Source organism: Comamonas kerstersii (genome assembly GCF_002056725.1).
Classification (GTDB): Bacteria; Pseudomonadota; Gammaproteobacteria; order Burkholderiales; family Burkholderiaceae_C; genus Comamonas; species Comamonas kerstersii.
Map to the genome: position 1 here is coordinate 2,274,300 of NZ_CP020121.1, position 19,415 is coordinate 2,293,714.

Annotated in this window: 16 protein-coding genes and 2 pseudogenes; 8 read left to right on the forward strand and 10 right to left on the reverse strand. The window is 58.9% G+C overall.

Annotation, left to right across the window (positions count from 1 at the left end):
- Window positions 1–61 precede the first annotated feature (61 nt).
- Entirely contained in the window at window positions 62–367 is a 306-nt protein-coding gene (locus B5M06_RS10600; RefSeq protein WP_054066454.1) for a winged helix-turn-helix transcriptional regulator, read from the reverse strand.
- A gap of 415 nt (window positions 368–782) precedes the next feature.
- Between B5M06_RS10600 and B5M06_RS10605 the strand changes: the two genes are divergently transcribed.
- A complete protein-coding gene (locus tag B5M06_RS10605) occupies window positions 783–2,030 on the forward strand; it encodes a CaiB/BaiF CoA transferase family protein (protein WP_054066496.1) in 1,248 nt (415 codons plus the stop codon).
- Window positions 2,031–2,105: 75 nt separating this feature from the next.
- Here the strand turns inward: B5M06_RS10605 and B5M06_RS10610 are convergent, their stop codons facing one another.
- Window positions 2,106–3,197, reverse strand: a complete 1,092-nt coding sequence (locus tag B5M06_RS10610) for a tartrate dehydrogenase (protein ID WP_054066453.1) — start codon at window positions 3,195–3,197, stop codon at window positions 2,106–2,108.
- Window positions 3,198–3,293: 96 nt separating this feature from the next.
- On the opposite strand from B5M06_RS10610, the gene B5M06_RS10615 reads away from it, so the two are divergent.
- Window positions 3,294–4,229, forward strand: coding sequence for a LysR substrate-binding domain-containing protein (locus B5M06_RS10615; protein WP_054066452.1), 936 nt, complete (start codon window positions 3,294–3,296; stop codon window positions 4,227–4,229).
- A 107-nt stretch (window positions 4,230–4,336) separates the two neighbouring features.
- Here B5M06_RS10615 and B5M06_RS10620 read toward each other — a convergent pair whose 3' ends face one another.
- Together B5M06_RS10620 and rpsU are read right to left on the reverse strand one after the other, a co-directional pair.
- Window positions 4,337–4,783 carry a GatB/YqeY domain-containing protein gene (locus B5M06_RS10620; RefSeq protein WP_054066451.1) on the reverse strand — a complete coding sequence of 149 codons (447 nt, stop codon included), beginning with the start codon at window positions 4,781–4,783 and terminating at the stop codon, window positions 4,337–4,339.
- Between the two features lie 123 nt (window positions 4,784–4,906).
- Window positions 4,907–5,119 carry a 30S ribosomal protein S21 gene (gene rpsU, locus B5M06_RS10625; RefSeq protein WP_003052999.1) on the reverse strand — a complete coding sequence of 71 codons (213 nt, stop codon included), beginning with the start codon at window positions 5,117–5,119 and terminating at the stop codon, window positions 4,907–4,909.
- A 371-nt stretch (window positions 5,120–5,490) separates the two neighbouring features.
- On the opposite strand from rpsU, the gene B5M06_RS10635 reads away from it, so the two are divergent.
- The 3 genes from B5M06_RS10635 (at window position 5,491) to olsF (ending at window position 10,031) form a co-directional block, all read left to right on the forward strand.
- Window positions 5,491–5,985 (forward strand): acyl-CoA thioesterase, encoded by a 495-nt coding sequence (locus B5M06_RS10635; protein WP_054066449.1) that lies wholly within the window; start codon window positions 5,491–5,493, stop codon window positions 5,983–5,985.
- A gap of 91 nt (window positions 5,986–6,076) precedes the next feature.
- Window positions 6,077–8,041: a PhoX family protein gene (locus tag B5M06_RS10640; RefSeq protein ID WP_240183908.1), complete on the forward strand. Its 1,965-nt coding sequence runs from the start codon at window positions 6,077–6,079 to the stop codon at window positions 8,039–8,041.
- Between the two features lie 268 nt (window positions 8,042–8,309).
- Entirely contained in the window at window positions 8,310–10,031 is a 1,722-nt protein-coding gene (olsF, locus tag B5M06_RS10645) for a bifunctional ornithine lipid synthase OlsF (protein ID WP_080025222.1), read from the forward strand.
- 171 nt (window positions 10,032–10,202) lie between these two features.
- Here olsF and arsH read toward each other — a convergent pair whose 3' ends face one another.
- The 6 genes and pseudogenes from arsH to norR form a co-directional block, all read right to left on the reverse strand.
- Window positions 10,203–10,946: an arsenical resistance protein ArsH gene (gene arsH / locus B5M06_RS17465; RefSeq protein WP_054065571.1), complete on the reverse strand. Its 744-nt coding sequence runs from the start codon at window positions 10,944–10,946 to the stop codon at window positions 10,203–10,205.
- A gap of 57 nt (window positions 10,947–11,003) precedes the next feature.
- Window positions 11,004–11,339: pseudogene (gene arsC, locus B5M06_RS17470) on the reverse strand (arsenate reductase (glutaredoxin)); the annotation flags it as partial.
- Between the two features lie 3 nt (window positions 11,340–11,342).
- Complete coding sequence (arsB, locus tag B5M06_RS10655; RefSeq protein WP_054065570.1) at window positions 11,343–12,356, reverse strand: ACR3 family arsenite efflux transporter; 1,014 nt, start codon at window positions 12,354–12,356, stop codon at window positions 11,343–11,345.
- A gap of 2 nt (window positions 12,357–12,358) precedes the next feature.
- Complete coding sequence (locus B5M06_RS10660; protein ID WP_054065568.1) at window positions 12,359–12,709, reverse strand: ArsR/SmtB family transcription factor; 351 nt, start codon at window positions 12,707–12,709, stop codon at window positions 12,359–12,361.
- A gap of 273 nt (window positions 12,710–12,982) precedes the next feature.
- Window positions 12,983–13,909: an IS5 family transposase gene (locus B5M06_RS10665; RefSeq protein ID WP_080025224.1), complete on the reverse strand. Its 927-nt coding sequence runs from the start codon at window positions 13,907–13,909 to the stop codon at window positions 12,983–12,985.
- 88 nt (window positions 13,910–13,997) lie between these two features.
- Window positions 13,998–15,593, reverse strand: coding sequence for a nitric oxide reductase transcriptional regulator NorR (gene norR / locus B5M06_RS10670; protein ID WP_054066445.1), 1,596 nt, complete (start codon window positions 15,591–15,593; stop codon window positions 13,998–14,000).
- Between the two features lie 170 nt (window positions 15,594–15,763).
- Here norR and hmpA point away from each other — a divergent pair, with 170 nt between their 5' ends.
- The 3 genes and pseudogenes from hmpA (at window position 15,764) to B5M06_RS10685 (ending at window position 19,288) form a co-directional block, all read left to right on the forward strand.
- On the forward strand, window positions 15,764–16,957 hold the full coding sequence (gene hmpA / locus B5M06_RS10675) for an NO-inducible flavohemoprotein (RefSeq protein ID WP_054066447.1): 1,194 nt from the start codon (window positions 15,764–15,766) through the stop codon (window positions 16,955–16,957).
- A 336-nt stretch (window positions 16,958–17,293) separates the two neighbouring features.
- Complete coding sequence (locus B5M06_RS17020; RefSeq protein ID WP_130932671.1) at window positions 17,294–17,773, forward strand: hypothetical protein; 480 nt, start codon at window positions 17,294–17,296, stop codon at window positions 17,771–17,773.
- A pseudogene (locus tag B5M06_RS10685) lies at window positions 17,742–19,288 on the forward strand (IS3 family transposase). The gene B5M06_RS17020 and the pseudogene B5M06_RS10685 overlap by 32 nt, the downstream one beginning before the upstream one ends.
- Window positions 19,289–19,415 lie beyond the last annotated feature (127 nt).

The window sequence follows — 19,415 nt, forward strand, 5'->3', positions numbered from 1 at the left end:
GCACCGTCGGTGCAAATCCGGGGTGCCTTTTACGTGTGCCGTAGTGGGCCGAGTGCGTAGATTACTTCTTTGCGCGCGCTGCTGCCCAGCGTGAGGCAAAAGCCTGCAAGTCGCTCAGGCGCTTGAGCAGGTCCTGGCCCGAGGCAGTGACTACATAGCCGTCGTTGCCGTGTTCCATCAGCCCTTCTTCACGCAGCTCCTTGATACGGGTGTTCAGCGTATTGGGGGTAATGCCACCTACGCTGTCTTGCAGCAAGCGGAAGGTTTGAGGGTGACCATCACGCAGTGCCCACAGCACGCGCAGTGCATAGCGGCGCTCGAGCTTTTCGAGCAACTGGTTGATAGCGACGTTTTCCTTAGAGCTCATGGACGCTTCTCCTTGCGCTGAGATGGGACATGGAAGGGGCGCAACGCCGTTCATCCATGCGGGTTTGACTATAGCTTTGAATCTTGTCTGCTACAAGTTTAGTAGCTCGGTGCGAAGAATCGCTAGGCCATAACGCGTTTAAAACATTAAAAATTCTGCTTTTGTTGTTGTCCAGCCACGTTCACTGGACAGATGGGGCATATGCCGTCATAGCCTGGGCAAGGGTGTTGCGGGTGCATGGCTACCCAAAATCCGGGCATCGCGTCCAGCGAGGCGGGTGCTGGCGTGCTCACCTTCTGGCATGGGCGGATTACCGAAAATCTCGGGAAGCTGGGCTGAGTGGCTTCCTAGAATCGATCTGGGGAAAACCCCGTGCGGTATTGCCATGCCGCCTTTTGAACCACGCTTTGCCAATATGACTGATTTCGCACCTTCTGACCTAGCCCAGCCAGCCCACACACAGCCTCCTGCCGCCAATCTGCCCCTGAAGGGCATCCGCGTGGTGGAGTTCAGCCACATGGTGATGGGGCCTGCATGCGGCATGGTGCTGGCGGATCTGGGTGCAGAAGTGATCAAGGTGGAACCAGTGACGGGCGACCTCACGCGCAACCTGCTGGGTGCGGGTGCAGGCTTTTTCCCCATGTTCAACCGCAACAAGAAAAGCATTGCCATTGACCTGCGCAATGCCGAGGGCGTGCAGGCGGCGATTCGTCTGGCCTCGACTGCCGATGTGGTGCTGCAGAACTTCAAGCCCGGTGTGATGAAAAAGTACGGGCTGGACTATGCCTCGCTGTCCAGGCTCAACCCCGGCCTTATCTATGTGAACCACACCGGCTTTTTGCCCGGCCCTTATGAGCGCCGCACCGCGCTGGATGAAGTGGTGCAGATGATGGGTGGTCTGGCCTATATGACGGGCCGCCCCGGCGACCCACTGCGTGCGGGCACCAGCGTGAACGACATCATGGGCGGCATGTTCGGTGCCATTGGCGCCATGGCCGCACTCATGCAGCGCGCGCAGACAGGCAAGGGGCAGGAGATTGATTCCGCGCTGTTTGAGAACAATGTCTTTCTGGTCGGCCAGCACATGATGCAGTACGCCGTGACAGGGCAGCCTGCTGCGCCCATGCCAGAGCGCATTTCTTCGTGGGGGCTGTACGACATCTTCAGCGTCAAGGATGGTGAGCAGATCTTCCTGGCGGTGGTGAGCGATCCACAGTGGCGCACCTTCTGCTCGGCCATGGGCTTTGAAGACATGCTCCATGATCCGGCCCTGCAGACCAATAACGACCGTGTGCGTGCGCGCAGTACCATGCTGCCGGAACTGCGCCAGCGTCTGGCCCAGTACAGCGCGGCGGAGCTGGCAAAGATTTTTGAAGCCTATCAGCTGCCATACGCACCGATTGCGCGGCCCGAGCAGCTGTTTGATGACCTCCATCTGCTGGCCACAGGTGGTCTGGCTGATGTGGTGCTCAGCGACGGTGAACGCGCAGGCCAGACTGCCAAGACCACGCTGCTGCCCATTCGCATGGCAGGCCAGCGCCTGCCCGTGCGCAGCAACCCGCCCAAGGCCGGTGAGCACACGCGTGAGCTGCTGGCATCGCTGGGCTATACGGCTGAAGACATTGCTGCTCTGGCGCAGGCCGGGGCTGTGGCGGGCGCCTGAGGCCGTGCAGGCCTGCCATCCCGACCCGGGATGGCAGCTGCTATGTGGGGCTTGCGGTGCAGGGCTTAGAGGGTCTTAGTTGCGGCCCGCAATATGGGCGGCAATGGCCTGCCCCACCTCGGTTGTATTGGCTGTGCCACCCAGATCGGGGGTGCGTGGGCCACTCTTGATGGTGTCTTCAATGGCCTTGACGATAGCGTCATGCGCGGCACGCCATGGGCCCTGGCTGTGGCCGAGAAAGTCCAGCATCAGCGCGCCGGACCAGATCATGGCAATCGGGTTGGCAATGTTCTTGCCGTAGATGTCGGGTGCCGAGCCATGCACGGGCTCGAACAGGCTGGGAAAGCTGCGCTCTGGGTTCAGGTTGGCTGAAGGTGCCAGGCCAATCGTGCCTGTGGTCGCGGGGCCCAGGTCACTCAGAATGTCGCCAAACAGATTGGTGGCAGCCACCACGTCAAAGCGGCCGGGCTGCAGCACAAAGCGCGCGGTCAGAATGTCAATGTGCTGCTTGTCCAGCGTGACTTCGGGGTAGTGCTGGTGCATGGCATCGGCCTGCTTGTCCCACCAGGGCATGCTGATGGCAATGCCGTTGGATTTGGTCGCCAGCGTCACATGCTTTTTGCTGCGGCTCTGCGCCAGTTCAAACGCATATTTCAGCAGGCGCTGCGCGCCGTGTTTGCTGTAGACCGATTCCTGAATGCAGATCTCGCGGTCCGTGCCTTCAAACATTACGCCGCCCAGCGCGGTGTATTCGCCCTCGGTGTTTTCGCGCACCACGTAGTAGTCAATATCACCGGGCTTGCGGCCAGCCAGCGGGCAGGGCACGCCTTCAAACAGGCGCACGGGGCGCAGGTTGATGTACTGGTCAAACTCGCGGCGGAATTTGAGCAGCGAGCCCCACAACGAGATGTGGTCGGGCACGGTAGCAGGCCAGCCCACAGCGCCAAAGAAAATGGCATCCATGCCCTGCAGCTGTTGCTTCCAGTCATCGGGCATCATCTGGCCGTGCTGGGCGTAATAGTCGCAGTGCGCCCAGTCAAAGTGGTGGAACTCCAGGAGCAGGCCAAACTGCTGGGCCGCAGCTTCCAGCGCACGCAGGCCTTCGGGCATGACTTCCTTGCCGATGCCGTCGCCGGCGATGACTGCAATCTTTTTGGGAGTGGACATGGTGCTTCCTCGTGAATGTGTTGCGGTATTCTGCACCTTGCATATCTGAATACAATTGACTGATCGTGGCCTGATTGTTTACAGATCGTGCAGAAAATGCCCTCGCCCGAAGACCTGCGCGTCTTCACCACCGTGGTGCGCAAAGCCAGCTTTGCCGAGGCTGCGGCCGCGCACAATGCTTCGCCGGCCTTTGTCAGCAAGCGCATCCGCCTGCTGGAGCAGGAGCTGGGCGTGAAGCTGCTGCATCGCACTACACGGCGGGTCGCTGTCACGGAGCAGGGCGAGCGCGTCTACCACTGGGCGCAGCGCATTCTGGACGAGGTCGAGCATCTGCTGCAGGAGGTGGATGTGACGCGCCGCCAGCCGCGCGGCCTGCTGCGGGTGTCCACCAGCTTCGGCTTTGGCCGCAATGTGGTGGCGCCCGCGCTGTCGCAGCTGATTGCGCAATATCCGGCGCTGCAGCTGCGCCTGGAGGTGTTTGATCGCATCGTCGATGTCGCGGCCGAGGGCTTCGATCTCGATGTGCGCGTGGGCGACGAGATTGCGCCGCACCTGATTGCGCGGCATCTGGCCGACAACCATCGCGTGCTGTGCGCTGCCCCGGCCTATGTGCAGCGGCGTGGCAGTCCGCGCACGCTCGACGAACTGGCCGCGCATGACTGCCTGGTCATCAAGGAGCGTGACCATCCCTTCGGTGTCTGGAAACTGCGCTCGGGCAATCAGGAGCGCAGCGTGAAAGTGACCGGGCTGCTGTCCACCAATCATGGCGAGATGGCTGTGCAATGGGCCCGCGACGGCCATGGCATCGTGCTGCGCTCGCTCTGGGATGTGGCGGCCGATCTGCAGTCCGGCAGCCTGCTGCAGCTGCTGCCCGAGTGGCAGCAGCAGGCGAATATCTGGGCTGTCTACCCGACGCGGCTGGAGCGCTCGGCCAAGGTGCGGGTCTGCGTCGAGTTCCTGCAGGAGTTCTTCAGCAAACAGGCTCCCACGGGATTCAGGAGTGCTATTAAAAAAGAAGCTACTATCACTTGATCTACATGAATTTCAGATTCTTTTTAATCTGAAAGATATGCAAGGCAAGCGCAAGCAGCTTCTGTTTTTGAACCTGATGCCGCGTGGCAGCTCAGGCCGGTGGCCAATTACTTTGTCAGCGCGGCCTTCACGGCAGCGGACACCAGGCCCATGTCAGCCTTGCCAGCCAGCTGGGCCTTCACTTTGCCCATCACCTTGCCCATGTCGCCGGGGCCGGAGGCACCCAGCTCAGCCACGATGGCTTCGACGGCGGCGGTGATTTCGGCTTCCGACATGCGCTCGGGCAGGTAGACCTTGAGCACTTCCATCTCGGCCTTTTCCACATCGGCCAGATCGGTACGGTTGGCGGCTTCGTAGGCAGCGACGGAGTCCTTGCGCTGCTTGATCAGCTTGTCCACGATGGCAATGATGGCGGCGTCATCGAGTTCGATGCGCTCGTCCACTTCCTTTTGCTTCATCGCAGCCTGCAGCAGGCGGATGGTGCTCAGGCGTGCGCTGTCCTTGGCACGCATGGCGGTTTTCATGTCTTCGGTAATCTGGGCTTTCAAGCTCATGGCATTCTCCTTGGGGTGGAGGTCACTGCTGCGTGGCAGTGGCCAGAAAACAAAAAACCCGCGCCTGGCGTCCCGAGCGCGGGTTTGCGGCTTTTTTACGGCCGACTGGTCCTAATCAAACGATTAGTACAGCTTCTTAGGCAGCTGCATGCTGCGAACGCGCTTGTAGTGGCGCTTCACGGCGGCAGCCTTCTTGCGCTTGCGCTCGGCTGTAGGCTTTTCGTAGAACTCACGTGCGCGCAGGTCTGTCAGCAGGCCCAGCTTTTCGATGGTGCGCTTGAAGCGGCGCAGAGCAACTTCGTAAGGTTCGTTTTCTTTGACGCGGATGGTAGTCATTCAGTTTCCAGATATATCTGTGCTGACAGCGGGTTCTCAGGAAGATCGGGCCTGTGAGCCATGAACAGCGGTTGTGCCCCGTCTCTATGAACTAGTATGGCCGACGGGGTATTGCCAGCAAAGTCGTGCATTATAGCGAGTTTCCCGTTGCCTGCTCGCAATGGCTTTGCAAGGCCCTGGAAGATATGCAACAGCATGTGCCTGCTGGCGCCATGGAGCCAGGCTGCAGCAGGCATGCTGCTTGCAGCCGCGCAGACTGTATGCCAGAGCATGTCCCGTATGTCTGCCAGGCCTGAAAATCCGGCCTGAAAGCCAGGTTGGCGCAAATGCCATCAGCCTGTACTGCTATCAATTCCTACAATCTGCGGTCTATGAATCTGCCTTCACACCAACTCAGCATGACGGTGCTGATGACCCCCGACATGGCCAACTTCTCCGGCAATGTGCACGGGGGCGCCATTCTGAAAAAACTGGACGAAGTGGCCTACGCCTGCGCCAGCCGCTATGCAGGCCGCTACTGCGTCACGCTGAGCGTGGACCAGGTCATGTTCCTGCAGCCTATCCATGTGGGCGAGCTGGTGACCTTTCTGGCCAGCGTGAACTACACCGGGACGTCTTCCATGGAAATTGGCATCAAGGTGATTGCCGAAGACATTCGCGGTCAGGTCGTGCGCCATGTGAACAGCTGCTTTTTCACCATGGTGGCGGTGGACGATGACCGCAAGCCCGTGGCCGTTCCCAGGCTGGAGCCTTCCACGGGCGTTGAAAAACGCCGCTGGCAGGCTGCACTGATCCGCAAGGAAATGCGCAAGGAAGTGGCACAGCGCTTTGCCCAGACGCGCCAGAGCGCACAGGCTGCCATGTAAAAAAACTGTCATCGTAGCTTCACAGCTTGGTCATGGGGGCTCCAGAAAATGCGTGGCACAAATGAACCGCATATTTCCGGAGAGGATCCCCATGATGCAAGCACACGAAACGCCGATGGACAGCGAAGATATTCCAACCAATCTCTCAGCCAATCCTCATTTTCAGAGCGTGGTCGATCGTGCAGTGTCTCGGCGCGGCTTTCTGCGCAGCGGCACAGGTCTGTCTGCCGCCATGTTTCTGGGGCTGGGTGGAGGTCTGGCAGGCTGCGCTGCGACTGGCAAGCCCTCGGCCAGCCAGCCACTGATGGGCTTTCAGGGCATTGCCGCCTCTACGGCAGATGAGCTGCGCGTAGCGCCGGGCTATTCCGCACGCGTGCTGGCACCCTGGGGTACGCCGCTGCTCGATGGCGCACCAGCCTTCAAGGGCGACGGCAGTGAAAATGCTGCTGCACAGGCACTGCAGGTGGGCGACAACCACGACGGGCTGCACTTTTTTGCCCTGGATGGCAAGAACGACGAAGGCCTGCTGGTGGTCAACCACGAATACTGCACGGTGGACAAGAAAAGTGGTGCCTACACTTGGCTGTTTGGCCATGAAGGCCAGAAGGCGCGCGAGCAGTGGTCGCCCGAGCATGTGCGCAAATCTATGAATGCGCATGGCGTGTCGGTCATGCACATACGCCGCAACAGCAACGGTGCATGGGACATCGTGCCCGGCAGCCGTTACAACCGCCGCATTACTGCGCAGACCGATATGCAGCTGACCGGCCCGGCCGCAGGCGATGCATTGCTGCGAACCAAGGCAGACCCCACGGGCACGCGTGCACAGGGCACCTTCAACAACTGCGGCAATGGATTTACGCCGTGGGGCACTTACCTCACCTGCGAAGAAAACTTCAACAACTACTTTGGCACAACGGCGGGGCAGGATCTGCGCAGCCCAGAGCAAAAGCGCTACGGCATTGCTGCCAAGCGAAGCACATTCCAGTGGGAAGCGCATGAGCCGCGCTTTGACTACGTCAAGGAACCCAACGAATCCAATCGTTTTGGCTGGATTGTGGAGATTGACCCCTTCAACCCCACATCCACGCCGAAAAAACGCACGGCACTGGGACGCTTCAAGCATGAGAACGCAGCGTTTGCGCTGAGCAAGGACGGCCGTGCCGTGGTCTATATGGGTGACGACCAGGCCAATGACTACATCTATAAATTTGTCTCTGATGGCAAATATGTCAAAGGCGGTGATAACAGCCGCCTGCTCGACAGCGGCAAGCTGTACGTCGCACGCTTTGATGCAGGCAGTGTGGAGGGCGACTTTGCCGGAACAGGTGCCTGGCTGCTGCTGGACAAGCAGGCCAACCCTGCACTGCTGGCTGATGCGCAACTGCCAAACCAGGCCGCGGTGCTCGTCAACGCGCGTATTGCGGCAGATATCGTGGGCGCAACCAAAATGGACCGCCCGGAGTGGGTGAGTGTGCATCCCCAGACGGGCGAGGTCTATGTCACGCTGACCAACAACAGTTCGCGAACCCAGGCTGACGAGGCCAATCCACGTGCCAAGAACGTCTACGGTCAGATCGTGCGCTGGCGTGAAGCCGGGGGCGATGCCGCAGCGCAGCAGTTTGAGTGGGACATTTTTGTACTGGCAGGCAACCCCATCGTGCATCCCGACCGCGAGGACCTGCGCTCAGGCTCGGCGAATGTCACGGCAGACAACACCTTCAACAGCCCCGATGGCCTGGCTTTTGACCCCTATGGTCGTCTGTGGATTCAGACCGATGGCAAGTACAGCAACAAGGGTGACTTCGCAGGCCAGGGCAATAACCAGATGCTGTGTGCAGACCCTGTGACCAAGGAAATCCGTCGTTTCTTTGTGGGGCCTAAGGAGGCAGAAGTCACAGGCATCACCTGGACGCCGGACTGCCGCACCATGTTCGTCAATATTCAGCATCCGGGTGAGGAAGGCGACAGCCACTGGCCCGATGGCGGGCAGCGCATTCCTCGCTCTGCCACCGTAGTCATTACCAAGGATGACGGTGGCGTGATCGGTAGCTGATCGAGCAACATAGCCTGGCCCTTCGCGGGGCTGAGCATGTAGCAAAGGCTGCAACGGTGGTGGACGTTGCAGCCTTTGTTTTTATGCATGAAAAATGCCTATAAGGCTTGTGAAATAAGCGATAGCAGCTATGAAATTCAATATGACAGTGTGCTCGGTGGCGTAGTGCCATGCACGCTACTGTCACCAAACCGTCGCAGGACTGACCTACCTCTGTCATATGCAGGGCTCAGCATGTCAACGTGTTCATCAGTGCGGGAGAAGTGTCATGTTCTCTGTCGATCAGCTTGTTGACATCCACCTGCCACAGTTGCAGCAGCACCCTCGAATCAGGCAAGGGGTGCGTGGTGTACTGCGCAGACTGTTACGGGAGCAAAGTTTTCGTCACTTTGCACAGAAATATCCGCATCTGCAGGGCTTTGAGTTTGTGGAGCAGGTGCTGGAGCACTTTGCTTTCAGCTATGCCGTGCGAGACAACGAGCGTGAGCGCATTCCCAGCCACGGGCGTGTGGTCATCATTGCCAACCACCCGATTGGCTCGCTGGATGGGCTGGCCTTGCTCAATCTGGTGGGCAGCATTCGAAGAGATGTGAAGATCGTGGCCAATGGCTTGCTGGCCGAGCTACAGCCTTTGCAGCGTGTCATGCTGCCTGTCACGATCATGGGCGGGCGTAGCGGCACTCGCCAGCTCAAGGCGATCTTTGAGCACCTGCAAGGCGAGGGCGCTGTGATTATTTTTCCTGCGGGTGAGGTCTCGCGCCTGAACCCTGAAGGGGTGCGTGATGGCCGCTGGCATAGCGGATTTCTGCGCCTGGCAGGGCAGACGCGATCGCCCATAGTGCCGATTCACATCGATGGGCGTAACTCGGCGCTGTTTTACGGCGCTTCGCTGCTCTATAAGCCGCTGGCCACATTGCTTCTGGTCAAAGAGATGTTTGGGCAACACCAAAAAAGCATTGATTTGCGCATTGGTCACCCCATTCCTGCGAGCAGCTACAGCGCTTTGCCGCTGGAGCCTGAAAGCGTCACCAAGCTGCTGCGTAAACACCTGTACCGTCTTCCACAGAACAAACCGCCTTTGCTGCGGGTGGAGACTGCGATTGCTCACCCTGTAGATCGTGCTGCGCTGGCGCAGGCCGTGGCCGCTTGTGAGCTGCTGGGAGAAACGCCAGACGGCAAGCGCATTCATTTGTTTCGCGGAGAGCTGGATTCCCCCATCCTGCGCGAGGTGGGGCGGCTGCGGGAGCTGTCCTTTCGCGCTGTGGGAGAAGGCAGTGGGACGCGACGTGATCTCGACCGGTTTGACGCCTGCTACGACCATTTGATTCTGTGGTGCCCGCAGGACCTGGAAATTGCAGGCAGCTACCGCATGGTGCGCACGGCACAAGTGCTGCAGCAGCATGGCGTGCAGGGCTTGTACAGCCACACGCTGTTTGAATTCACACCGGGGATGGACGCTTACCTGAACCAGGGGCTGGAGCTGGGGCGTTCATTTGTACAGCCCAGATACTGGGGCAAGCGTTCTCTGGACTACCTGTGGTTTGGCATAGGTGCCTACGTGAAGCGCTATCCAGAGTGCCGTTATCTGTTTGGACCTGTATCGCTCAGCCGCGAGCTGCCTCAGGCGGCACGGGATCTGATCGTCTTTCACTACCGCAACCACTACGGCGCTGCCTGTCTGGCCCATGCACGCAGGCCTTACGTGCCCTCAGAAAGCAGGGATGTGCATGCCCAGCTGACGGGAGACCACTGCGCTGCAGATTTTGTACGCCTGAAGCATTTGCTGGCCCATATGGGCTGCAGTGTGCCTACGCTCTACAAGCAGTACACCGAGATCGCAGAGTCCGACGGTGTACGCTTTCTGGACTTTGGCATAGACCCCGACTTTGCGAGTTGTATTGATGGCCTGGTGCTGGTGGATGTGCAGCGGCTGAAACCCCATAAAAAAGCACGCTACATGGGGGAGGCAGCATCGACGGCTGAGGCTTGAATGTGTAGCGCACCTACCGCTTGCAGCGCACCAGCATCGGCTGAGCAGGGGGCGGTGGGAGGCTCTGAGGCGATGCATCGCCATGCAATAACAAAGGCTGCAACGGTGGTGGACCTTGCAGCCTTGGTTTTTATGGTGCCATGGCCTGGCAGGGAGCGCCGGAGCGCTCAATTACAGCTGTGACAGCGTTTGCGCATGCTTTTTTGCCAGGTCTTCTTTGCGCTCGCTGTAGCGGTCCACCAGATAAGGTGCAATGTCGCGGGTGAGCAAGGTGAACTTGATCAGCTCCTCCATCACATCGACCACGCGGTCATAAAAGGGTGATGGTTTCATGCGGCCGTCTTCTTCAAACTCCTGGTAGGCCTTGGCCACAGAACTCTGGTTGGGAATGGTGAGCAGGCGCATCCAGCGGCCTAGAATGCGCAACTGGTTCACGGCATTAAAAGACTGCGAACCGCCACAGACCTGCATGACCGCCAAGGTCTTGCCCTGCGTAGGACGGATGGCCGCCTCGGCCAGAGGAATCCAGTCGATCTGGCTCTTCATGATGCCGGTCATGGCACCATGACGCTCGGGTGATGTCCAGACCATGCCTTCACACCAGTGCACCAGATCACGCAGTTCCTTGACTTTGGGGTGATTTGGAGGGCTTGTATCAGGCTGGGGCAGACCTTCCGGATTGAAGATGCGCACTTCTGCACCCATGGCCTCCAGAAGCCTGGCGGCTTCCAGCGTCAGCAGCTTGCTGCAGGAGCGCTCGCGCAAGGAGCCATAGAGCATCAAGATGCGTGGGGCATGGCTGCTGCGCAAAGGGTTCTGGAGCTGTCGGGTGTCAATGGGCTGAAACGACTCGGCGGACAGGGCTGGCAGATCTGTTGCCTGTAACGCCGGACTGGCTGCTGGCTGTGTCTCCACCACAGTGCCATCTTCTTTGGTGAATGGGCCTATCTGTGCATTGGGCAAGATGTCCAGCACCCGCTCAGAAGGGCGGCACAGACGCACGCCAAGTGGTGTGACCACGATAGGGCGGTTCAGCAAGATGGGGTACTGCTCCACTAAGTCGAGCAATTGCTCCTCTGTCCATTGAGGGTTGCCCAAATCAAGCGCTTCGTAGGGCGTATCTTTTTGGCGCAGTACCTCGCGTACATGCATGCACATGCCCTTGAGCAGGGCCTTGAGCTCTGCGCGGCTTGGCGGGTTTTGCAGATATTCGACGATGTGGGGCTCCACCCCGCTTTGGCGAATCATGGCCAGGGTGTTGCGAGACGTGCCACAACTGGGGTTGTGATAGATGGTGATGCAGGACATAGGTTACGTTTGAGCAGGACGCCAGGCATTGACCATGGCAACCAGTGAGAGCATGACGGGCACTTCGACCAGCACACCGACCACCGTGGCCAGTGCTGCACCCGAGTGCAGGCCGAACAGAGAAATGGCTACGGCAACTGCCAGCTCAAAGAAGTTGGAGGTCCCGATCAGGCATGCCGGGCCCGCGATGTTGTGGGGCAGCTTCATACGCCTTGCGAGCCACCAGGCCAGGAAAAAGATGCCATAGGTCTGGAGCACCAGTGGAACGGCAATCAAGCCAATGACCATGGGCTTTGCGATGATGGTCTGGGCCTGCAATCCAAACAGCAGGACTACCGTGGCAATCAGGCCCACGACAGACCATGGCTTCAGCGCAGCCACAAAATGGCTGACTGCCTGTGCGCTGCGGCGCTGCAGCAAGTGGCGCGTTACCACCCCGGCAGCCAAAGGCAGCACGACATACAGCACGGTGGACAGCAGCAAGGTGGCCCAGGGTACGGACACATTGGTCACCCCCAGCAAGAACGCTGCAATCGGGGCGAAAGCGAACACCATGACCAGGTCGTTGATGGACACCTGCACCAAGGTGTAGCTGGCATCACCTTTGACCAGTTGGCTCCAGACGAACACCATGGCAGTGCATGGCGCAACGCCCAGCAAAATCATGCCTGCGATGTATTCGCTGGCTGTTGCTGGGTCTACCCAGGGGGCGAAGATGTACTCAAAAAACAGCACCCCAAGTGCTGCCATGGTGAAGGGTTTGATCAGCCAGTTGACGGTCAGCGTCAGCACCAGGCCTTGCGGTTTCTTGCGCACATCCTTGACGGCCGCCCAGTCAATTTGAATCATCATTGGATAGATCATGATCCAGATGAAGACCGCTACGACGAGGTTGACCTGCGCGTACTCCATCGCAGCGATTGCCTCAAAGGCCGCAGGCATGACAAGCCCCAGTGCCACGCCTGCAGCAATGCCTAGCGCTACCCAGACGGTGAGAAAGCGTTCAAACACCCCCATGTTCAGCACTCCTTGCCACAGGGCTGTGCCGCGCCAGAGCAGCAAGCAGCTGTTGCTTGATGGCAGTCTGCGCCAGAGCAGCAGTTCTCTGTGAGATAGGCAATGAGCGCATTCATTTCGTCATACGCGGCGCGGTAAAACAAATTGCGGCTCACGCGCTCCTGGCAGACCAGGCCTGCATGCATCAACTCCTTGAGGTGAAATGACAGCGCCGTGGGCGCTACTTGCAACTGTTGCGCGAGTGCGGATGGGGTCAACCCTTCAGCCCCCGCCACTACAAGGGCACGAAATACGCTCAAACGTACCGGGTGGGCCAGTGCAGCCAGTGATTTGATAACTTGGTCTTGAAGCATATTTCAATCATAGTTGAAGTATTGAAGATGGCTGTCCAAGTTCGTTTGCGCGGTACATGGCTCTGGAAAATACAAAGGCTGCAACGGTGGTGGGCGTTGCAGCCTTGGATCTTTTATGTGTAAAAAAATGGCTTCAGGGCTTATGGGGTAAGCGCTGGTAGCTATGAAATATTTTGGTTTGATGGCTGACTACTGTACCGCTTGCGGTCTGATGAGGTGGGCGTTGTTGCATAAATCGATTTCAGGCCAAGCTCCCCCAAACCCCAGCCGTGGCTATGCCACGGCTGCCGTCTGAGGACGGCCCAGTTCTGTAAATCGATGCAAGATGGCTGCTCGAATGTGCAGCTCGCCCACTTGTCGCTCAAAGGTACGAGACATCAGCCGCTCACCCAATCGTTTGATGCAGTTCATCTTGGTTTCCACCAAGCTGCGCCGGTGATACCCGATCCAACGTTTCCAGATACTTCGCCCCAGCCTTCGACATGCAGCGATCGCCGCATTTCGATGCACAAAGGCTTTGCCTTTGCGTATTCGAGCATTCTTGCGAGGAGGAATAATGGGAATACCTCCTCGCTTGATGACTTCTTCATGGACTGGTTGCGTGTCGTAAGCGTCGTCGCCCGTTAGGCTCTCCAGCACCTCATCTTCGGGCAATTGCTGCAGCAAATCCGGTATCACTGCTGCATCACTGACGTTGTTGGATGTCACGCAGATAGCCCTGACCTGTAGCGTCTGGGCATCAATGCCAATGTGCAACTTGCGCCATTGCCGACGACGCTCAGGGCCATGCTTTTTGCATTTCCACTCGCCTTCACCCAAGAACTTGATTCCCGTTGAATCAACTAGCAAATGCAGTCCAGCTTGGCTGCGTGTGTACGGCACTTGTACATTCAAATCGAGCTGGCGTCGGCACAGCGTGCTGAAGTTGGGCACAGGCCAGGCAAGGCCGTTCAGTTGCCGCACCGATTGCACCAAGCCTGTGGTTTGCCTGAGCGCCAAGCCAAACAGGTTCTTGAGCGTTAAACACAATTGAATCGCAGCATCTGAGAACTTCGGGCTGCGCCCGCGTTTGCCGCTTGCAGCGGCAAACCACGCCATGCGCTTATCCAGCCAAACGGTCAACGAGCCTCGTGTTTTAAGGGCTGCGTTGTATTGCTTCCAATTGGTGGTGCGATAGCGGGGCTTGAGGGGCTGACTCATGCTGCAAGCCTACCGCTTGAAGAGCAACGATTTATGCAACAACGCCCTGCCAGTGCAAAGCACTGCCCCTGCGTGCAGGGGCTTGTGATCAGCCCCGAGCCGCAGGCCTGTTAATGCCCAGCCGCTTGGCCAGTCGCTGCAAATTGGCGCGGTCCATTTGCAAGGCGCGTGCTGCGGCAGCCCAGCTGTAGTGGTGGGTGTGCAGGGCCTGCATGACCAGCTGGTGTTCGTACTGCTGTACCGCTGCGCGCAGGCCCATGGGGTGTGTGGTGACGGGTGCAGGGCCTGTGCTTGGCTCAATGGAGGGGGGGAAGGCTTCGGCAGCCTGTGCGTTCAGGCGCAGATCGCTGGCGCGCACGCTGAGGGTGGAGGCTGGCTGGTGCTTGTGCTGCATGGCATGCAGCACGGCGCGGCGAATGCCATGTTCCAACTCGCGCACATTGCCGGGCCATGGGTAGGCCAGCAGGGCGGTCTGTGCATCCGGCGTCAGGCGCAGGCTGGGCAGCCCCAGCTGGGCGCGGGTCTGCTCCAGAAAGTAGCCTGCCAGCACCAGTACATCCCCATCGCGCTCGCGCAGGGCAGGTACGTGCAGAGGGAAGACGTTCAGGCGGTGAAAGAAGTCAGCACGCATGCTGCCGCCTTGCACCGAAGCCTGCGGGTTGCGGTTGGTCGCGGCAATGATGCGCACATCGACCAGCCGCTCCTTGTCCAGCCCCAGCCGCTGGATATGGCCGCTTTGCAGCACGCGCAGCAGCTTGGCCTGGGTGGCCAGCGGCAGTTCACCCACTTCATCCAGAAACAGCGTGCCCCGGTGGGCCTGTTCAAACTTGCCCTGGCGGTCGCTGATGGCTCCGGTGAACGCGCCGCGCACATGGCCAAAGAGTTCGCTTTCCACCAGATGCTCGGGCAGGGCGGCGCAGTTGATGCTGACAAATGCCTGGTCGGCACGCTGTGACTGGGCGTGTACCGCGTGGGCCACCAGCTCCTTGCCCACGCCGGTTTCGCCGGTGATGAGTACGGGCCAGTCGCTGGCAGCCACGGTGGCAATGTCACGCTGCAACTGGCGCATGGCGCTGCTGTGGCCTACGAGCCGGGAGGCCGATTGTGGGGCCTGGCGGCGGTAGTGCTCAGCACGCTGGCGTTCATTGCTGGCCGTCTGTTCCAGCAATTGAATGCGGTTGACGGTGGCCACGGTGGCAGCGGCCAGATCGCTGAAGGCCTGCAGCGCTGCCAGTGAAGCTTCTCCAGCAAACAGCCCGGGCTGCAGGGCATCCAGTGTGAGCAGGCCCCAGGGCTGGCCATCGACCTGCAGCACACAGCCCATGCAGTCATGCACGGGCAGCGGGGCATGGCTGTGGTGTTCCACCAGACCGTCATAGGGGTCGGGCAGTGTGGTGTCAGTGGGAAAGCGCATGGCCTTGCCCGCCTGCAGCAAGGCGGCAAAGCGCGGATGGTCTGCCACATGAAAGCGGCGGCCCAGGGTGTCGGCACTCAGGCCATCTATGGCCAGAGGGCGCAGCCAAGCGCCATCGGCTTCGTAACGCAGCAAGGCGGCTGCGTCGGCAGGCAGTACAGTGCGCAGGGCAGACAGCAGGCGGCGGTAGCGTTCGTGCTCGGGCATGTCGCTGGACAGTTCTGCCACCAGTGGCAGCAGGGCGTTCAGCAGCGAGGTGTTGGTCGTCATTCAGACATCGTATGCAGTCCATATGACTGCAGTTGAATGCTGTCAAAAAGACACTTTTGGGGCTAAGTGTTTGTATAGCAAGCCAATCAGCGCTGGCACGCAGTTTGCGCCTGTTTGGCCAGGCCCGCCACAAGGCGGTGGCTCCCTCTATGACCTTGCAGGACATTCCTATGCTGACTGAACAACAACGCGCCATTGTCAAATCCACCGTGCCTCTGCTGGAAGCAGGTGGCGAGGCGCTGACCACCCACTTCTACAACATCATGCTGTCAGAAAACGAAGGCGTGCAGCCCTTGTTCAACAGCGTGCACCAGCAGACCGGTGCCCAGCCCCGCGCCCTGGCGCGCAGTGTGCTGATGTATGCCAAGCACATTGATGACCTGTCGGGTCTGGGCAACCTGCCTGCACAGATCATTCACAAGCATGTGTCGCTGCAGGTGCAGCCAGAGCATTACCCCATCGTGGGCAACTACCTGCTGCGCGCCATTCGTGAAGTGCTGGGCGCAGAGATTGCGACCGATGAAGTCATTGCCGCCTGGGCCGCAGCCTATGGCCAGCTGGCAGACATTCTGATCGGTGCGGAAAAGGGCATCTACGCGGCCAATGCCCAGGCCGAAGGCGGCTGGCAGGGCGCTCGCCGCTTTGTGGTGGCTGGCAAGCAGGCAGAGTCGGTGGAGGTGACTTCTTTCATTCTGCGCCCCGAAGATGGCGGCAAGGTGCTGGCGCACCAGAGCGGCCAGTTCATTGGTCTGCGTCTGGAGATCGATGGCAAGGAAGTGCGCCGCAACTATTCGCTGTCGCAGGCCGCCAATGGCAAGAGTCTGCGCATCAGCGTCAAGCGTGAGCAAGGTGGTGTGGTTTCCAGCCATCTGCACGACAAGGTGCAGGTAGGTGATGTGCTGGAAGTGTTTGCACCCGCAGGCTTTTTTGTGCTGGATAGCAGCGACAAGCCGCTGGTCTTCATGGCCGCTGGCGTGGGCATTACCCCCATCATGGCCATGCTGGAGCAGGCGCTCAAGACCCAGCGCCCCATCACGCTGATCCATTGCTCGCGCAGCCCTGCAGTGCAGCCTTTCCGTGCCCAGCTGCTGGCACTGGCGCAGCAGCACCCCCAGCTGAAGCTGCGTCTGGCCTATGAGCATGAAGCCGTAGAGTTGCCCATACAGAACGTGCAAGTGGTAGCAGGCATGGCCGATGCACGCCTGCTGCAAAGCTGGCTGCCTGAAGACAAGGATGTGCAGGCCTACTTCCTGGGCCCTGTGGGCTTTATGCGTGTGGCGCAGCAGGCGCTGCAACAGGCAGGTGTGCCCGCTGCGCAGTGCCACTACGAGTTCTTTGGCCCTGCACAGGCGCTGGCAGCCTGAGCGGCTGGCTGCACCCCCGTGCGCTGAGCAGGGCTTGGGGGTGAACCACATAACGCCACGGGTGTCAGGTGTTTGCTGCCTGACGCGCGTGGCGTTTTTTGCGCCAGCGGTCTGCATGAATATGGCGCGGAACTCAGATATTTTTTATTGATATTTATATGGTTGATTTAAATGTTCTTGAATTGTTAATGTTCTCTTAATGTTTGATTTTTATAATCAGAAAATTTTCATAAAAATACAATAAAAACAATAACTTATAAAATTGATTTAGCTCAATTTAAACATTTTGATTCATCGCTGAAAATCGGTTTATTCCTAAATAAACGGATTTTCAATATGCATGAAAACCGCAACCCCACTCAAACACCGGCAAGCAGCAAACGCACGTTTTTGCAGGAGCTGCTGGCGCTGGCAACAGGCTTTGGTCTGGTCCATGCACGCAGGCCTTACGTGCCCTCAGAAAGCAGGGATGTGCATGCCCAGCTGACGGGAGACCACTGCGCTGCAGATTTTGTACGCCTGAAGCATTTGCTGGCCCATATGGGCTGCAGTGTGCCTACGCTCTACAAGCAGTACACCGAGATCGCAGAGTCCGACGGTGTACGCTTTCTGGACTTTGGCATAGACCCCGACTTTGCGAGTTGTATTGATGGCCTGGTGCTGGTGGATGTGCAGCGGCTGAAGCCCCATAAAAAAGCACGCTACATGGGGGACCCCCTGAGTCAGAATAGTTGTCGCCTCGATAGAAATCGAATGATCAGGGGCGAAACGAACAGAGGAACAAGTGGCTCGATACGGACAAGCCTTCAAAGATAGCGTGGTGGCAAAGTTACTGCCTCCCGAGAGTGCCTCCTTGCAGCAGGTGTCGTTGCAAACGGGTGTGAGTGAATCAACGTTGGAGCGGTGGCTCAGCGAAGCGTTGGCCCAGCCTTCTAAAACGCAGGAGTGGACGCCTGCTGCTCGCTTTGATGCATTGCTGATCACCGCTGCGATGGACGAGCAAAGCAAAAATGAATGGTGCCGCAGCCATGGGGTGTATCCCCAGGAGCTGGAGCAGTGGAAGCTCCAGGCTCAGCAAGGGCTGTCAGGTGATGGTGCAGCCGCACTGCAAAACACCCGCAAGCAAGACCGCAAACTGTTTCAATCGCTTGAGCGAGAGTTGCGGCGCAAAGAAAAGGCCTTGGCAGAAACCGCAGCGCTGCTGGTGATGTCAAAAAAACTCGAGGCGATGATGCGAGAGGACGGGGAAGAATGATTCCCTTGGATCATCGCCAACGACTGGTCCGGGACATTGATCAGGCACACCGTGAAGGAGCGAGGTTGCGCCCTGCGTGTGAAGTGGCTGGCATTGATGTGCGCACGCTGCAGCGTTGGCGCAGCACAGGGCTGGCCGTACAGGCAGATCAGCGTAAACATTGCCAGCGACCAACGCCTGCACACGCACTGACGCAACAGGAGCGCCAGGAAATCTTGCGTGTGGCCAATGAGCCGAGATTTGCGGATATGCCGCCATCACGCATCGTGCCCATGCTTGCCGATGAAGGGCGTTATATCGCCAGCGAATCGAGCTTTGCGCGGGTGCTGCGTGCCCACGGACAAAACCAGCGCAGAGGCCGAGCACAGCTGCCGCAAACGCGCAAACCACCGAGCACACATATAGCTACAGCACCCAAACAAGTGTGGTGTTGGGATATGACCTATCTGCGCAGTCATGTGGCTGGGCAGTGGTTTTACTTGTTCGTCATCATGGACCTGTACAGTCGAAAGATCGTCGGCTGGGAAGTGCATGCCAGCGATGGTGCGGACCACGCCGTACGCTTGGTGCAGCGCACAGCGCTGGCTGAGTCAATTGCGCATCTGCCAGCACATCAGCGGCCAGTACTGCACGGAGACAACGGCAGCGCATTCAAGGTCACGACAGTGCTGGCCATGCTGCATTGGCTGGGGATCAAACCCTCATACTCAAGGCCTCGGGTCAGCGACGACAACGCCTTTGTGGAATCGTTGTTCAGAACCGCCAAGTACCGCCCCGAATATCCAGCTCGAGGGTTCTGTGATTTAGCCAGCGCACGGCAGTGGGCGGCGGAGTTTGTGCACTGGTACAACCATGAGCACCGCCACAGCGGCATTCAGTTTGTGACACCACATCAGCGCCATACGGGTCAAGACAAAGTTATCTTGACTCATCGCCATCAGGTGTATGAACAAGCCAAGCAAAACCGACCTGCCCGATGGAGCCGTCACACCAGAAATTGGCAGCCCATCGGGCCTGTCGCCTTGAACCCAGAAAGGATCGAAAGCATCACGCAAAAAATACGTTTAGCGGCATAAATGACGCGACAACTATCTTGACATGTACCGGGGAGGCAGCATCGACGGCTGAGGCTTGAATGTGTAGCGCACCTACCGTTTTCAGCGCACCAGCATCTGCTGAGCAGGGGGCGGTGGGAGGCTCTGA

Coding starts and splice junctions, on each gene's coding strand:
- B5M06_RS10600 (WP_054066454.1), bottom strand. CDS start 367: ATGAGCTCTAAGGAAAACGTCGCTATCAACCAGTTGCTCGAAAAGCTC.
- B5M06_RS10605 (WP_054066496.1), top strand. CDS start 783: ATGACTGATTTCGCACCTTCTGACCTAGCCCAGCCAGCCCACACACAG.
- B5M06_RS10610 (WP_054066453.1), bottom strand. CDS start 3,197: ATGTCCACTCCCAAAAAGATTGCAGTCATCGCCGGCGACGGCATCGGC.
- B5M06_RS10615 (WP_054066452.1), top strand. CDS start 3,294: ATGCCCTCGCCCGAAGACCTGCGCGTCTTCACCACCGTGGTGCGCAAA.
- B5M06_RS10620 (WP_054066451.1), bottom strand. CDS start 4,783: ATGAGCTTGAAAGCCCAGATTACCGAAGACATGAAAACCGCCATGCGT.
- rpsU (WP_003052999.1), bottom strand. CDS start 5,119: ATGACTACCATCCGCGTCAAAGAAAACGAACCTTACGAAGTTGCTCTG.
- B5M06_RS10635 (WP_054066449.1), top strand. CDS start 5,491: ATGAATCTGCCTTCACACCAACTCAGCATGACGGTGCTGATGACCCCC.
- B5M06_RS10640 (WP_240183908.1), top strand. CDS start 6,077: ATGATGCAAGCACACGAAACGCCGATGGACAGCGAAGATATTCCAACC.
- olsF (WP_080025222.1), top strand. CDS start 8,310: ATGTTCTCTGTCGATCAGCTTGTTGACATCCACCTGCCACAGTTGCAG.
- arsB (WP_054065570.1), bottom strand. CDS start 12,356: ATGGGGGTGTTTGAACGCTTTCTCACCGTCTGGGTAGCGCTAGGCATT.
- B5M06_RS10660 (WP_054065568.1), bottom strand. CDS start 12,709: ATGCTTCAAGACCAAGTTATCAAATCACTGGCTGCACTGGCCCACCCG.
- B5M06_RS10665 (WP_080025224.1), bottom strand. CDS start 13,909: ATGAGTCAGCCCCTCAAGCCCCGCTATCGCACCACCAATTGGAAGCAA.
- norR (WP_054066445.1), bottom strand. CDS start 15,593: ATGACGACCAACACCTCGCTGCTGAACGCCCTGCTGCCACTGGTGGCA.
- hmpA (WP_054066447.1), top strand. CDS start 15,764: ATGCTGACTGAACAACAACGCGCCATTGTCAAATCCACCGTGCCTCTG.
- B5M06_RS17020 (WP_130932671.1), top strand. CDS start 17,294: ATGCATGAAAACCGCAACCCCACTCAAACACCGGCAAGCAGCAAACGC.